Source organism: Paenibacillus sp. J22FR83 (assembly GCF_059691955.1).
Genome location: NZ_JCAUAM010000001.1, coordinates 135,533 through 150,657, shown reverse-complemented (window position 1 = coordinate 150,657; position 15,125 = coordinate 135,533). Strand labels below are relative to the sequence as shown.

9 protein-coding genes are annotated in these 15,125 nt (G+C 46.3%); 7 read left to right on the top strand and 2 right to left on the bottom strand.

The features are described from left to right. The first annotated feature begins 59 nt into the window (after positions 1-59). The 5 genes from AC58PV_RS00550 to AC58PV_RS00530 all read left to right on the top strand — a co-directional run bounded on the left by AC58PV_RS00550 (position 60) and on the right by AC58PV_RS00530 (position 8,425). Positions 60-2,375, top strand: coding sequence for a helix-turn-helix domain-containing protein (locus tag AC58PV_RS00550; protein ID WP_497430345.1), 2,316 nt, complete (start codon positions 60-62; stop codon positions 2,373-2,375). A gap of 211 nt (positions 2,376-2,586) precedes the next feature. Beyond that, positions 2,587-4,224: an extracellular solute-binding protein gene (locus tag AC58PV_RS00545; RefSeq protein WP_497430344.1), complete on the top strand. Its 1,638-nt coding sequence runs from the start codon at positions 2,587-2,589 to the stop codon at positions 4,222-4,224. An 84-nt stretch (positions 4,225-4,308) separates the two neighbouring features. Beyond that, positions 4,309-5,274, top strand: a complete 966-nt coding sequence (locus tag AC58PV_RS00540; RefSeq protein WP_497430343.1) for an ABC transporter permease — start codon at positions 4,309-4,311, stop codon at positions 5,272-5,274. 16 nt (positions 5,275-5,290) lie between these two features. Next, positions 5,291-6,169, top strand: coding sequence for a carbohydrate ABC transporter permease (locus AC58PV_RS00535; protein ID WP_497430342.1), 879 nt, complete (start codon positions 5,291-5,293; stop codon positions 6,167-6,169). 15 nt (positions 6,170-6,184) lie between these two features. Then, on the top strand, positions 6,185-8,425 hold the full coding sequence (locus AC58PV_RS00530) for a glycosyl hydrolase family 95 catalytic domain-containing protein (RefSeq protein WP_497430341.1): 2,241 nt from the start codon (positions 6,185-6,187) through the stop codon (positions 8,423-8,425). Between the two features lie 234 nt (positions 8,426-8,659). Here AC58PV_RS00530 and AC58PV_RS00525 read toward each other — a convergent pair whose 3' ends face one another. After that, positions 8,660-9,532 (bottom strand): helix-turn-helix domain-containing protein, encoded by an 873-nt coding sequence (locus AC58PV_RS00525; RefSeq protein ID WP_497430340.1) that lies wholly within the window; start codon positions 9,530-9,532, stop codon positions 8,660-8,662. Positions 9,533-9,664: 132 nt separating this feature from the next. On the opposite strand from AC58PV_RS00525, the gene AC58PV_RS00520 reads away from it, so the two are divergent. Continuing rightward, positions 9,665-12,580 carry a family 78 glycoside hydrolase catalytic domain gene (locus tag AC58PV_RS00520; RefSeq protein WP_497430339.1) on the top strand — a complete coding sequence of 972 codons (2,916 nt, stop codon included), beginning with the start codon at positions 9,665-9,667 and terminating at the stop codon, positions 12,578-12,580. A 92-nt stretch (positions 12,581-12,672) separates the two neighbouring features. Here AC58PV_RS00520 and AC58PV_RS00515 read toward each other — a convergent pair whose 3' ends face one another. Then, positions 12,673-14,058 carry an MFS transporter gene (locus tag AC58PV_RS00515; protein WP_497430338.1) on the bottom strand — a complete coding sequence of 462 codons (1,386 nt, stop codon included), beginning with the start codon at positions 14,056-14,058 and terminating at the stop codon, positions 12,673-12,675. A gap of 119 nt (positions 14,059-14,177) precedes the next feature. On the opposite strand from AC58PV_RS00515, the gene AC58PV_RS00510 reads away from it, so the two are divergent. Next, positions 14,178-15,080: a LysR family transcriptional regulator gene (locus AC58PV_RS00510; RefSeq protein WP_497430337.1), complete on the top strand. Its 903-nt coding sequence runs from the start codon at positions 14,178-14,180 to the stop codon at positions 15,078-15,080. Positions 15,081-15,125 lie beyond the last annotated feature (45 nt).

Below are 15,125 nucleotides of genomic sequence, written 5' to 3'. Positions count from 1 at the left end.
CTCAATTTTGGATATAATATATGCAAGCAGTTACAAACAGCGATAAGGGGTTAGTGCTAATGAAGTTTAATCGGATCCGGTTTAATAAACGCAGCGTCATGTTTACTTGGTTTACTTCTTATATTTCCGTGCTGCTCGTCCCGATCATCATTAGTGGCATTCTATATGCGGCTTCTTGGCATGTGGTTGAATCGGAAGTCAATCGTGCGAATACGAATGCATTGAAACAGATGGAATTGGCGATAGATAACAGTTTAGGGGGCATTGAGCGGTTAAGTTTGGAAATTTCCCTCAATAAAGAGGTGAATGCGTTTATTAATACCGCACAGCCCCTTACAGATAACGATTATTACGATTTAGTCAACATTTCGAATGATTTGCGCGTGTATCAGACGGCGAATGAGTTCATCGAACAAATCTATCTTTACTACAAGAATAGCGATACGGTCATATCCACACGCAACCGGACAGACAGCCGCCAATTATTTCAGATGCTGGATGGACAAACCCTGAAAGGGTACGATGCTTGGAAGTCGTTTCTGGATAATCGCTATGTCCATTCTTATATGCCAGTGACGATGCAAGAGGGTGAGAATGGCTACAAGGCTGTTTTATTTGCCAAATCTGTTTCATTGGCGAATCGTGATCAACCAGGAGCAGTGCTCCTGTTTGTAATGAGAGATACGAAATTGCTGGCAAATCTTCCGCCATCTGAAGCGACATCTGTTGCGTTGCTAGATAAAGAAAATCGACTAGTCGCGACGAGTGGTCTTGAGCAAAGACCAGAATTTCTTTCGTATGACAAGTTCACTGGTGAAAACGGTCTCTTCTATGGGGATGTAGCTGGGGAACAAGTCGCGGTTTCCTATACCACGTCAGCAAGGACAGGCTGGAAATACATGTCGATGATACCTGCTGAGCGCTTTGATGATAAAATGAAATATATGAAAAGGCTCGTCTATGCAAGCATTGGGCTGAGTCTTCTGCTAGGTGGGGTAGTCACGTTCCTGTTCCTACGGAAAAATTACAATCCGATCAATCTCCTCATTCGCAGCTTCTCGATGAAAGCAGGGATATCATTTGCCGAAGGAACGAATGAGTATGGTTTCTTGCAAGATGCGTTGAATAACACGTTTGCAGAGAAAGAGCAGGTAGATCGTCGTTTGCATCAGCACCGCGATGCCATTCGTTCTCATTTTCTGCAGGGGCTGCTGAAGGGGAATCTCGAGGAGGACATTCCTGTCCATGAATCGCTCTCAGCGCACGATATACAATTATCTTCCCCTCATTTTGCCGTTCTCTTGTTCCATATTGATCATTTCGGCAAATTTCAGGATGATGTGACAGTAGATCCACAGAAAGTAAAATTGATGCAGTTCATACTAATGAATGTAGTGGAAGAAGTGATCGGTGGCCAGCATCGAGGCTTTGTAACTGAAATGGATGATATGCAGGCATGTATTTTCAATTTCAGCACGGGACAGGATCCAGAAGAGCTGCAACAAGTTGCCGATCAGGTGAAATCGTTCTTGCTAGACCATTTTCATGTCCATTTAACTGTTTCTATTAGCGGCATTCATACGGAATTGTTCGGGATTGCCGGAGCTTATCAAGAAGCGCTGTCGGCAATGGCTTATCGTCTTGTCGTAGGCGGTGGGGCGATCATTCGATACGATGAATTACCTAGTTCCGAAGCGGCCCATCAGGCTGGTAACTATTATTACCCTTTGCATGTAGAGCAGCAATTGATCAATTTTGTTAAGACAGGTGACTATGAGAAGTCAAGCGCTATCATTGAGCAAATTATCGAAACGAATGCATCCAATGCGGTGCTATCTGTGCCGCTGGGCAAGTGTCTCATGTTCGATCTTGCCAGTACGATGTTGAAAACGATGAACGAAATCGGCTCGCAAGGCAATAAAACGTCCTTTATCGAGCAATTCCATCCTGTAGAGCGACTATTTGCTTGTGAAACGATGAAAGAAATGAAAGGGGAAATTCTCTCCATTCTTGGGCAGGTGTGCCAATCCATCCAAGCTGAGCGTAAACAGGAGCACAGTCCGCTTGGTGAACTAGTCATTTCATTTGTGAAAGCGAACTATGCAGAAGATAATTTGAACATTTCCATGATTGGAGAGAAGTTCGGAATTACTCCTTCCTATTTATCCAAACAATTTAAGGCACAAACCGGCGATGCATTGCTTGATTTCATAAGTCGAACACGGTTGGAGGAAGCCAAGAAGCTGCTATCCGAACAATCGCTCTCCATTATGGAGATTGCGCGTAAGGTTGGGTATGCGGATATCAATACATTTAACCGAACTTTTAAGAAGTTTGAAGGCATTACGCCTGGGAAATATAAGGAATTAAAGTGATACAGCACCGGTTGATGAGAGTCGTACAAGCTTGCTTGCGCGACTTTTCATGTTTTGCACAGTGACTTTGGATTCTGATGATTGCATGCTATGGATTTTAAATAGGCATTTGCAGTTTTGACGATATTCAAAATGATGCTTAACCATCCATACTGAAGCTACAGTGCTGCAACGAAATCAATCGCACTAGAAGTTTATGAGGGGGATTCACATGAGCAGTCGTTCAAAAAGAAAATCCATTAGCCTGGCACTAAGCGTTGTCGTAGCTTCCAGTATGTTCGCCGCATGTTCCAATGAGTCAGCGAAGTCTTCAAGTGAAACGGGAAGTGCTACAACGAAGGCAACACCTACCGCTTCAGTAGGTCAATATCCCATTGCTACACAAGAGACGTTAACATCGTGGGAGCAAATTAACCCCAACTTGACTACCGTGTTTCCCAATATAGGGGATTCCCCATTTGGTAAGCAATTGGAGAGCGATACTGGCGTTAAGGTCAAGTATACGCATCCTGCTGACGGTCAATCCAAGGAGCAATTCAACTTGCTGATCGCTTCGAACAATTTGCCAGATGTCATTGAATACAATTGGGGCGGTGGCGGAACGGCTGCGTATCCAGGTGGACCGGAGAAGGCAATTGCAGACAAGGTGATCCTTCCTCTCAACGACTTGATTAACAAAAGTGCGCCTAATTTAAAGAAGCTGCTTCAAAATGACAAAGAGCTAGACAAAATGATTAAGACAGACAACGGCACATACTACGCGTTTCCAATGATTCGTCCGGACAATGGACTGGTATTCCGTGGACCGATGCTCCGCAAAGATTGGTTGGATGAACTAAACCTTCCAGTGCCTACAACCATTGATGAATGGTACACCGTATTGAAAGCGTTCAAGGAGAAAAAAGGGGCTTCCGCAGCTTTGACAGCTCAATATAGCAATGAATTGAATATTCAAGATGCTTTCATTGGCGCTTATCAAACAGCGAACCGTTTCTATATCGATAATCAAGGTAAAGTAAAATACGGGCCAATTGACCCGCAATTCAAAGATGCATTGACGTTGCTTCACAAATGGTATGCGGAAGGTTTGCTAGATAAGGATTTCGCACTGAATACGGATTCCAAATCGCAGGATACGAGATTGCTGAGCGATGAATCCGGCGCGACAGTCGGCTTGCTTAGCGCAGTAGGCAAATGGATGGATACGGGCAAGAAGAAAAACCCGAAATTCCAGCTTGTACCGGCACCATACCCAACGTTGAAGAAAGGCGAACGCGCTTTCATCGGCCAACGTGACTTTAAATACAACCCGGCTGTAAGTAAAGCGGTTGCAGGGGATTCCAAACACGCAGAGCTTGCTGTCAAATGGATGGATTATGCGTTTGGCGAGAAAGGCAGTATGCTCTTCAACTTCGGTATTGTTGGTGAAAGCTATACACTAGACAACGGCGTACCTAAGTTTACGGACAAGATTACCAAAGATCCGAAATTAAGCTTGCAGCAAATGATTTCTCAATATACCAAACCGAACGGTCCGTTCTTAGGGGACAGCCGTAAGAGCTTCAACACGTACAAAGAGCAGGATGATGCTGTTGGCATTTGGGAGCAAACAGACGCTGTTAAGCACGTTATGCCGCCTTTCTTGACTCCGACAACAGAGGAAAGCAAAGAGTTGGCTAAATTGAGTACAGCGATTACGAGTTATAAAGAAGAAATGTTCGTTAAATTCGTGATGGGCAAAGAGCCAATTGACAAATTCGATGACTATGTAAAACGGATCAATGATATGGGAATTGACAAGGTAACACAAATTTATCAAAAAGCGTTGGATCGCTACAATAAGCGATAATTAGTTTACGGCAAATCTTGCGGGGGCGGAAGGAGTCGTTCCGACCACCCGCAGGAATTGACCGTGGCAGAAGAAGGTGATGCGATGAACACTATGATTTCCAAAACGAAGCCTGTTACAACCGTAGAAAACAAACGGAAATTATTCCGTTTCGGGCTATTGCTGGATATACGTAAGAACAAACTGCTTTATGTCATGTTGGTGCCTGTTCTCCTGTATTATGTTGTCTTTCATTATGCACCTATGTATGGCGCACTCATTGCTTTCAAGGATTATTCTCCAAGAATTGGTATTTGGGGAAGCGACTGGGTTGGATTCGAGCATTTTGTTAATTTCTTCAATGGCGCGTATTTCTGGAGAACGATTAAGAATACGGTTCTGATTAGCTTCTACCAGTTGTTGTTCGGGTTTCCGGCACCTATTATTTTGGCCCTTTTACTGAACGAATTAAGACATGCTATGTTTAAAAGAATGGTTCAGACCGTGACGTACATGCCGCATTTTATTTCTTTGATTGTCATTTGCGGGATTTTAAAAGATTTTACAACGAGCGAAGGCGTTATTAACGATATTATTGCTTTCTTCGGCGGGGAACGCACGACGTTCTTGCTTGAACCAAGTCTGTTCCGATCTGTCTATGTGACTTCCGGGATCTGGCAAAATATCGGATGGGGAACGATCATTTTCTTGGCGGCATTAACCGGGATTGATCAAGAGCAGTACGAAGCAGCTAGAATCGATGGCGCTGGACGCTGGAAACAAATGACACATGTCACCTTGCCAGGGATTATGCCTATCATCATCATTTTGCTTATTCTTGATATTGGTAAGATGATGAATGTCGGTTTCGAGAAAATCATATTGCTGTACAATCCGGGCACGTATGAAACGGCCGATGTCATTTCGTCTTATGTGTACCGCGTTGGTCTTCAAGACTTCAATTATAGTTATAGTTCAGCGGTGGGCTTGTTTAACTCGGTCATCAACTTTGCCTTGCTCATTTCCTCCAACTGGTTGAGCCGCAAATTCAACGATACAAGCTTGTGGTAAAGGAGCGTGCAAGAGGATGGTAAACAAGAGAAGCTTTTCAGAGATATGTTTTGATACGATCAATGTTTTGCTGTTGGTTTTAATGATGCTGCTTACCGTGTATCCGCTTATTTATGTATTATTCGCTTCTATTAGTGACGCAGGAAGCCTGATGGGTTACAAAGGCATGTTATGGCGTCCGCTCGGTTTCTCCCTTGATGCTTATACGAATGTATTCCGCAATCCCATGATATTGAAAGGCTATGGCAATACACTATTTGTCGTACTCATGGGTCTCGTGCTGAACATTACGCTCACTGCGTTCGGGGCATACGCTCTATCACGCAAGAGCTTGCAGTATCGCAAGCCGCTTATGCTCTTTATTATTTTCACCATGTTCTTTAGCGGTGGGTTGATTCCCCTTTACTTGACGGTCAAAGGTGTGGGATTAATCGATTCCTTATGGTCGCTTATTATTCCGACTGCCATCAATACGTTTAACTTAATTCTGATGAAAACGGCATTCGAGGCGATTCCAGATGCGCTGGAGGAATCAGCCAAAATTGATGGAGCGAACGACTTCGTCATCCTATTCCGAATTGTGCTTCCGCTCTCGATGCCCGTTGTCGCAGTAATGTTGTTATACTACGGCGTAGGCCATTGGAATTCTTGGTTTAATGCGATGATTTTCCTGCAGGAGCGTTCACTTTATCCATTGCAACTCGTGTTGCGGGGAATTTTGCTCCAAGGGGAGGCAAGTGCCAATTCAGGTGCTTCCGACGACGATGCTGCTATGCTGGCAGCAACTTTGAAATATGCGACGATTATCGTAGCTACAGTGCCTATATTGTTCGTGTACCCGTTCTTGCAGAAATATTTCGTAAAAGGCGCACTGATCGGAGCCGTCAAAGGCTAAAGGAGGAAGTTAGCCGTGAAAGCAAGCAACAATTCGGCTGTGCATATGGATATGGATTGGGAAACGTTCATGGCCGCTAATGATATGGAGTGGGTCGTCAAGCCAGTTAGCTGGGATGAAGGAGCCTTCCTCGGCAATGGCTTGCTGGGCACGATGGTCTACGGTGAAGAACATGCGAGTAAGCGGCATGTACTCCGCATGGTGACTGGGCGTACAGATGTGACGGCAGTCCCAATGGATAAGCCAGGCTTCCCGCCTCGTGTTCAGCTCGGCGAACTGGATCTGGAATTAGTGGGAAAGATCTATCATCCTACACAGATGCGGATCAATTTGTGGAACGCTGAATTACTGGCTACGCTGACGACAACGAGCGGTGAAGTCAAGCTTCGCTCACTTGTTCACAGTTTGGATCCAGTAATCGCCATAGAGATGGAGACTACAGAGGGGGAACATGGCGCACGCTTTGCATGGTACCCCTTCCCGGACGTCGATCCCGTACTGAAGAACGCAGACGTTGTAAATTTAAACCAATATGTACCTCAGACGGAAGTCGTCTATTCGGAAGATGGGGATGGCATTCGGGTATGTACGCAGCGATATTCGGGCGGGGATGGCTGTGTAACCGCATGGAAGGAAGTGCAGGTTTCACCGAATCGCCGGATTTGCTGGGTGTCCATTGCCAGTGGACATTCAGAAGCGACCCAAGCGGAAGCTGTGGAGGCGGTGGCCCAGGCTTCGGTTGTGAATTTCGAAGAATGGGTGGAAGCTCACAGGAATTGGTGGCACCACTATTACCAGCAAAGCTTCATTTCGCTGCCGGATGGACGTTTGGAAAGCTTCTACTGGATACAAATGTACAAGTTAGCTTCAGCTACGCGAGTAGACAAACCCTTGATTGATAATCAAGGTCCTTGGCTTACATCTTCGCCCTGGCCAGGTGTCTGGTTCAATATGAATGTACAGATGAGTTACTCGCCTGTATATACAGCTAATCGTTTGGAGATGGGGGAATCACTTGTTCGTTCGCTGTATGCGAATAGGGAACAGTTAATTCGCAATGTGCCTGAACCGTTCCAACACGATTCAGCTGGTTTAGGTCGAAGCTGCTCTTATGACTTACAGGCAATTGTAGACGACGAGGTTGGCAATTTAACGTGGATTTGTCATAACGTATGGCGACACTATCGATATACGATGGATGACGGGATGCTAGAGGAAGTGTTATTTCCTATTCTCAAGCGGAGTGTGAATTATTATATCCATCTGCTGGAAGAGGGAGAGGATGGATGCTTGCATCTGCCTCCAACGATATCTCCCGAATATGGCTCATTCATGCGTACTACAGTGGCGGACTGCCACTATGATCTTGCCTTGCTTCGCTGGGGGTGCGAGACATTGCTTGCGATAAGCAAGCGGTTGAACATAAGCGATTCACTCAGTACGAAGTGGGAGGAAATTCTGATAAGATTAGTTCCACTGCCAGTTGATGAGACTGGCTTTATGGTCGGTCGTGATATGCCGCTCGCCTATGGACACCGTCACTTTAGTCACTTGCTGGCGATCTTCCCGTTGCATCTGATCACTGGTGAAACAGAGGAAGAACGAGCTTTAATTGCAACTTCGCTGCGTCATTGGCTCGCCAAAGAAGGCGACCTGCGCGGATTCAGCATGACGGGTGCCGCATCGATTGCCACTGTTCTTGGGCAGGGGGATGACGCGCTGCGGTTATTGCAATCGCTGCTGCATATCATCAAACCGAATACGATGTACAAGGAAGCGGGACCGGTAATCGAAACGCCGCTGGCTGGTGCAGAATCCATTCAGGATATGCTGCTTCAGAGCTGGGGCGGCAAGCTGCGGGTATTCCCAGCTGTGCCAGAAGCATGGACAGAGCTAGCTTTCCATAACTTGCGAGGGGAAGGGGCCTTCTTGGTGAGTGCAGTCCGCAAGGATGCCGTCACACAATGGATTCGAGTGAAGAGCTTGGCAGGCGAACCTTGTCTAATTAAGACAGGCTGGAATAGCAAGATCCGTTGGGACATCATCGGTGTGGATGGTGCAGTACGCGTATCTGGAGTAACGGTTACGGAGGATGAACTGTCACTGGCGCTGGAGAAAGGTGAAGAGGCTGTCCTCTATGCGAGCGAAGAGGTTCCTGATTTCCGCGTGCGTCCGGTCAGAGGAAAGAACAAAGTTGTTCGCTACTTTGGCGGACATAAACCTTGGCGGTTGTATGGGTTTCATGGCGGTGAATAAAGAGATATATAATGTTAGATAGCAAGACGAAGACCCTCAAGGATAGAGATGTGGGCCTACGTCTTTTCATCATGTTGAAATGTGTAAAAATATGGAAATTAAAGACTTGCGCTAACAGAAACATCGTCTAGTTGAATGGGCTGGCGCACGTATTCACCCACATGGAGCAGATTTCGCCAAAAATAAGTGTACTTTCGCATCTTTGACGACTGGACGGGAACGAAGCGAGTACCTTTAATTCCTCCTGCGATACGCAGCAGGTGTTACACCGGTTTTCTCTTTGAACAAACGATAGAACCTTTTGGGGTCATGAATCCCGACGGCTGCGGCGATATCTGCAATGGACAACTCGCGGTTGAGGGGATCGGCCAATAGATGGCAGCTGTGATAGATGCGTTCATGAGACAGCAGTTCCGAGAAGGATTCACCAGTATGTGTCGTAATCATACGTTGTAATTGTCTTGTCCCAACCCCGACCTCTTCAGCTAAGCTAGCTAAAGTAATTTTGTCTCCTATACGGCTTTGAATTGACCGTAAGACAGCTTCCATTCTGTCTTGATTGGGAAAGGTCGGGGCTTCTTTGCGTTCAATGGCACGTTCCATGACGATGAGCAACTGGAGGAGCAGTCCACACATCATGGTTTCGTAACCAGTTCGTTTCTGTTTGAATTCCACCAATAGCGTTGACATTACATGTTCGAACTCCCCCGATTGTTCTCTCATTTGCAGCCATTGACCATCATGCGAAACCAGATCGTTGAACCTGTACATGTGGTATTGATCGGGCAGTATGGAGGTAAGGAAATGAAATAGTGATGCGTCGAAGATGCAGTTGCCTATCCGCAACGGCTTAGTAGAATGGGGTGATGAGGGACGGAAAATATGGGAAATACCAATGGGAATGAAAAATAAATCCCCTTTGCTCACACGAATCGTCTGATCTCCGATATAGTGAAAACCGCTTCCCTCCCACACATAGCTAATTTCATAGAAATCATGCGCATGCTCGGGAAGAAAGAAATGTTCGTAAACCTTATTGACGTATATGGCAAATCCGTTCTCAAAAAACTCTTCGCCTTTCTCAACGTGCATATGGGGTCTGCGCATAGGAACTCCCTTAATTGGTGTAGGATAATGTCATCATATACCTAGTGAATGTCGTAATCAACCAATAACTTCAAGGGATTCTTTTTTTATAATGAAAGAAGAGATAGGAATGCTAAGTAGGAGGCTAACGCGATGACAATGAGCAATTGGCAAGCCCAATGGATATGGGGAGAAGGGGAAGAAAGTCCGCGGAATGCGTGGAGATGTTTCCGCAAATCGTTCGAAGTTCCGCACAGCGAGGGGGGAAATAAACCTACTGCTTCGCTGAGAATTACAGCGGATTCGAGGTATGTTCTCACTGTTAATGGCACACAGGTAGGGAGAGGACCCGTTCGGTCTTGGCCCTTTGAATTAGCCTACGATACGTATGAAATCGGTCATCTGCTTAAGCCAGGTGAAATGAACACGGTAGCTGTGCTCGTCATGCATTTCGGGGTATCCACCTTCTACTATGTAAGGGGACGCGGCGGTTTGTTAGCGGAAGTAAACGATTCCGAGGGACATGTGCTCGCAGCAACGGATGCAACGTGGTTAACGTCCGTGCATGAGGGCCATCATCGACGCGCTTCGAGAGCGTCATGTCAGCATTCTTTTGCCGAATATATAGATGCGAGTCTCTGGGATTCGTCATGGATGCAGAGGGAGTATGATCCAGTGAACTGGCTGCAAGCGGTTGTCCTTGGACCTGTTGGCATTGCACCATGGACGGTTGTCAAACCGCGCGATATCCCACTTCTGACAGAAGAAATCATTACACCAGTTCGCGTTGAATCGCTCGCTAAGATTAAGACATTCCAAATCACAGCAACGTTAGACATCCGCAACGGATGGATCGACGGAAGTGAGGTTCACGCGAATCGGATTCACTTCATCGGCTATGCAGTGACATCGCTTGTAACCAGTAAAGCCGGGAAAGTGACGATTGGATTCTTTCAAGACAGGGAGTGTTTGCAAGCCCTATCCGTAAATGGCGAGTGGATCGAGAAGCATCGGATATACGGTTCAGCACCAGAGCGGTATGTGGATGTTGATCTCCAGGCTGGAGAGAATTTGCTCCTGCTTGATGTGTCGAGTCATATACATACAGGCAAGTTGCAGATTGGCGTATATGCAGAGGAAGATCTCGTTGTTTCCTTTCAGGCGCCAGCACATGACCGAGAAGATGCGGAATCAGCGTGGTTAAGAATTGGACCTTTCGATGCTGTTGAGTTAATCGATCACCAACGTGTTCGTGCCTTGGAGTCGGAACATCCGGATTACCTATCTTTGTACGACAATGTAAGAACTGTAGATGATTTAGCTGCGTACAAAGATTGGATTCAGCCCGTAAATCCGAAGTATGTATCAGAGGTAGATGTATTTGCCCTAAGTGTGTGGAGAAAAGAAAACATTCGCTACGCAGTTCCTCCCCAACTGCAAAATGCGATTATTCCAAACGCGGAAGGAGCTAGTGTACCTGTATTCGAAGGATATGATACAGAGGTACTGTTTGATCTAGGGAAAGAGTACTCTGGTTACTTGGCCTTCGAGGTGGAAGCTAATGAGGGCGATATCCTGGACTGGTATGGCTTCGAGTATATGTCAGGCGAGTATAGACAAGACATGTTTGGACTTGACCATACACTCCGTTATGTGTGCAAGGCGGGCCGTCAGCGCTATGAAACACCGATCCGGCGAGGTTTTCGCTATGTTACCATGACTGTACGTGGAGCTAAGCAGCCAATCAAACTCTACAACGTCACTATGATTCAGAGTAATTATCCTGTTGCAGAAGTCGGGCAGTTCACGTGTTCGGACGAACTCTTGAATGACATTTGGGAAATATCCCGGCACACAACGAAGGTGTGCATGGAGGATACATTCGTAGATTGTCCTGCTTTTGAGCAGGTATTTTGGGTGGGGGACAGCCGGAATGAAGCGCTGGTAAGCAACTATGTATATGGCGTTCAAGATATAATCAAGCGCTGCTTAAGGCTGGTTCCGGGTTCTAAGCATCAAACCCCGTTGTTCGCAGACCAAGTGCCTAGCGGCTGGAGCAGTGTGATCCCTAATTGGACGTTCTTCTGGGCGATTGCCTGTGCAGAGTACTACGATCAGACGGCAGATGAAGCATTTGCTACGGAGATGTACGAGCATATCCGATTTACGCTCGAACATTATTTGATGAACATTAATGAGCAGGGTCTCTTTGCTATCAAAGGTTGGAATTTACTCGACTGGTCGCCGATTGATCAGCCGAATGACGGCATCGTAACGCACCAAAATATGTTTCTAGCGCATACATTAAGAGTTGGCGCACGCATGGCGCTCATCGCGGGCGATCAGCAGGGAGTTGCCCTATTCGAAGATGCGGCGCTGCAACTAGAAAAAGCCATCAATGATCATTTGTGGAATCCAGATGCACTCGCGTATATCGATTGCATCCATGCGGATGGCAGACGTTCGAACGTGCTGAGTATGCAAACGCAGGTAGTTTCCTCCTTAACTGGCGTGGCGAAAGGTGAGCGGAAAGCGCAGATTGACAGTTACCTTGTGAATCCACCAGCACATTTTGTGCAAATTGGCAGCCCATTCATGTCGTTCTTCTATTATGAAGCACTTGCGAAATTGGGGAAAGTTGATCATGTGTTAGCGGATATTCGCCATAATTATGGGATGATGATTCGCAATGGGGCAACAACTTGTTGGGAACAGTATCCCAACTTCTTCGAGAATCGTGCGAATCCTAATATGCTGACACGTAGTCATTGCCATGCTTGGTCATCCGCTCCGGCTTATTTCTTAGGCAGGGAAGTACTGGGTGTGAGAAGTCTTGAACCAGGATGGACAGAGGTCGAAGTTGCGCCAGTTCCGAGTGGCGTGTCATGGGCGAGAGGCAGCGTTCCGCATCCTGCTGGGGGACGAATCGACGTGTCTTGGACGGTGAACGAAGAGAGTAAAACGATGGATATTTCCGTCAGTTATCCGACAAGTGTATCTGTTCATGTACGTATCCCAGAAGGATACACAGGCAACGTGAAAGAACTGAAACTGCAGCTTTTAGAATAGGAAAAAGGTTTGCTTGCTATGTGTAAGGACATAGTGGGCAAACCTTTTGTGCGCATAGGCGTGTTCATTTTTGAACCTTGGAAAATGAAAATTCAGTGAGCTTCCAACTGTTTGGATGCGGATCGTTTACGATTCATAAATATCAAATATATAGCAATCACTGTGAGGATTATCCCAAGTATTCGCAAACCACCTGTGTTGAACGTATCTCCCATAACAATGCTAATTAATAAGGAAGAGAGAATGGTGCCCAGATATCTGGAAGTATTAAACAAACCGGAGGCTACCCCAATGATGTCTTTGGGTGAGTGTTGGAACAGAGCGGCTTGCATGCCAACATTGTTCAACCCATTGCTAACCCCGAACGCGGCTAAAGCCAAACAGACACTTATCATCGGAGAAGTTGGCTGCCAAGTTACTATCCATATAGAGCCAAGTGTCATTAGTATTGCAGATAGCAACAAGGCTGGACGAGGTCCTGATTTATCAATCCAGCGGCCTGCGAAGGGAGAAACGATAAGTGAACATAAGCCTAGACATAACATAAGCAGCCCTGTATGGAACTCACTAAGCTGGCGGACCATCTGCAAGTAAGTCGGTAGTCCAAAAAAGAGTGAGTAGTAGAGGACATTAACAAGCATGTACTCCATGTTAACCTTAGTCATAGCGGGATATTTGGTAAATGTACGCAACGGAATGAACGGCGTCTGTGTTCTTAACTCGTGCCTGATGAAAGCTCCCAGTGAGACAAGTCCAATCAGTCCTACGATAACAATCTGAATGGAGACATGCAGCGCAGATTTCGCTGATAGCAATCCAATGAGCAGTCCGACCAGTCCCACGGTGAAAAGCAGAATCCCTGGCGCATCGATTAACGTTAACCATTTTCGAAGGGATAATTGGTGCGTATGAGATGTTGGCTGTTGTTCATTGGGGATGAATTTCCAAGCTAATACATAGCTTGCCACGACGAAAGGAATGTTGACGAAGAAGATCGCCTGCCAATCCCACCAGTGAATTAAGATCCCACCAATGAAAGGGCCAATGGCGGCAGCTCCGGATAGGAAGATCGACATAACAGATAGTGCAGTCGCTTGCTTCTCCGTAATATGAATTCGCACGATGGCCATGCCTACCGCAACCAGCATACTTGTTCCTATCGCTTGCATAATGCGAAACAGGAGGAGTACCCCGAAGTATGGCGATAGCGGAGCTAATAAGGAAGCAATGAAGGCGATAATTAGCCCAGCAAGGAATATTTTCTTGCGACCGAATAAATCACTAGCCTTTCCCATGACAGGTTGTGCAACGGCACTCGCCAAGTAGAAGACGAAAATGATCCAAGACACCTCTGTGTAGGCAAGGTGGTACACATGTTGCATTCTTGCGATTGCAACAGCAATCATCGAAGAATTTAGTGGATTCAGCAGTACGCCTAAGCCAACTGAAATTAATAACCATTTGTTACGAAAACTCATGTCGGACACCCCCTAGTTACTGATGTCATCGTACTTGAATATCGTCATTTATTCCAATGACTTTTATGGTATGATTTCATTGATTAGAAGGAATGAGTTGAAGGGCTGGCGGTGTACAAATGGAACTGCTTCAATTGCAATATTTCATCACGGTTGCTCGCATGGAGCATATGACCGAAGCTGCAGCAAGCTTATATGTTACCCAATCCTCACTAAGTAAAACGATTCAACGCTTGGAGGCTGACCTAGGGGTTCCGCTTTTCGATCGAATCGGAAGGAAGCTGCGATTGAATGAATTCGGCAGTAGATTCCTACGACGTGCTGAGAAGGCTTTGTTCGAATTGGAACAAGGCAAGCAGGAGCTTAGCGACTTAGCGAGTCCGGAACATGGCGCGCTCGAATTGGCGGTAACGGCCGCAAGTGCCCTGCCAAACATTCTTCGAGCGTTCAGGTTGAAGCGCCCGCATCTCCAATTTCATGTACAAATGCTGTCGACGCAAGAGATGGTGGCGCTTCTCCAACGAGGGGAGGTCGATTTCTGCTTGTCCTCACCACCTGTCGAAGGCGAAGACATTGTTTGTGAAATTGTGTGTAGGGACCCGATTCTCATAGCCGTTCCAATCGGTCATCGACTGGCAGGCAGAAGCCGTGTTTCCTTAAACGAACTTCGGAATGAATGGTTTGTTGGGGTTAAGAAAGGCTACGGTACCCGCGATTTAATAGACACCTTGTGCCATTCGGTTGGGTTTGAACCCCAGTATGTATATGAAGGAAATGAACCAGCAAGATTAAGCGCACTTGTGGAAGCTGAGATTGGCATTGCCTTCTTACCAAGCTCTGCAAGAAACTCGCGAGAACAGATTGCCTATCTCCACATCGAAGATCATGAATTGGTGCGGGAAATTGCTTTAGTATGGCACAAGAGTCGGTACATTTCCCGGGGTGCACAGGAGTTTCGTGAAGTCGTGGTCTCCTATTTTCAGGAAAAGTCTTTACAAACGAACGTGTATTCGTTACTGTGAATATGGGTGCAATTCCCAATGAATGGATATGTAATTGGTTTCGGT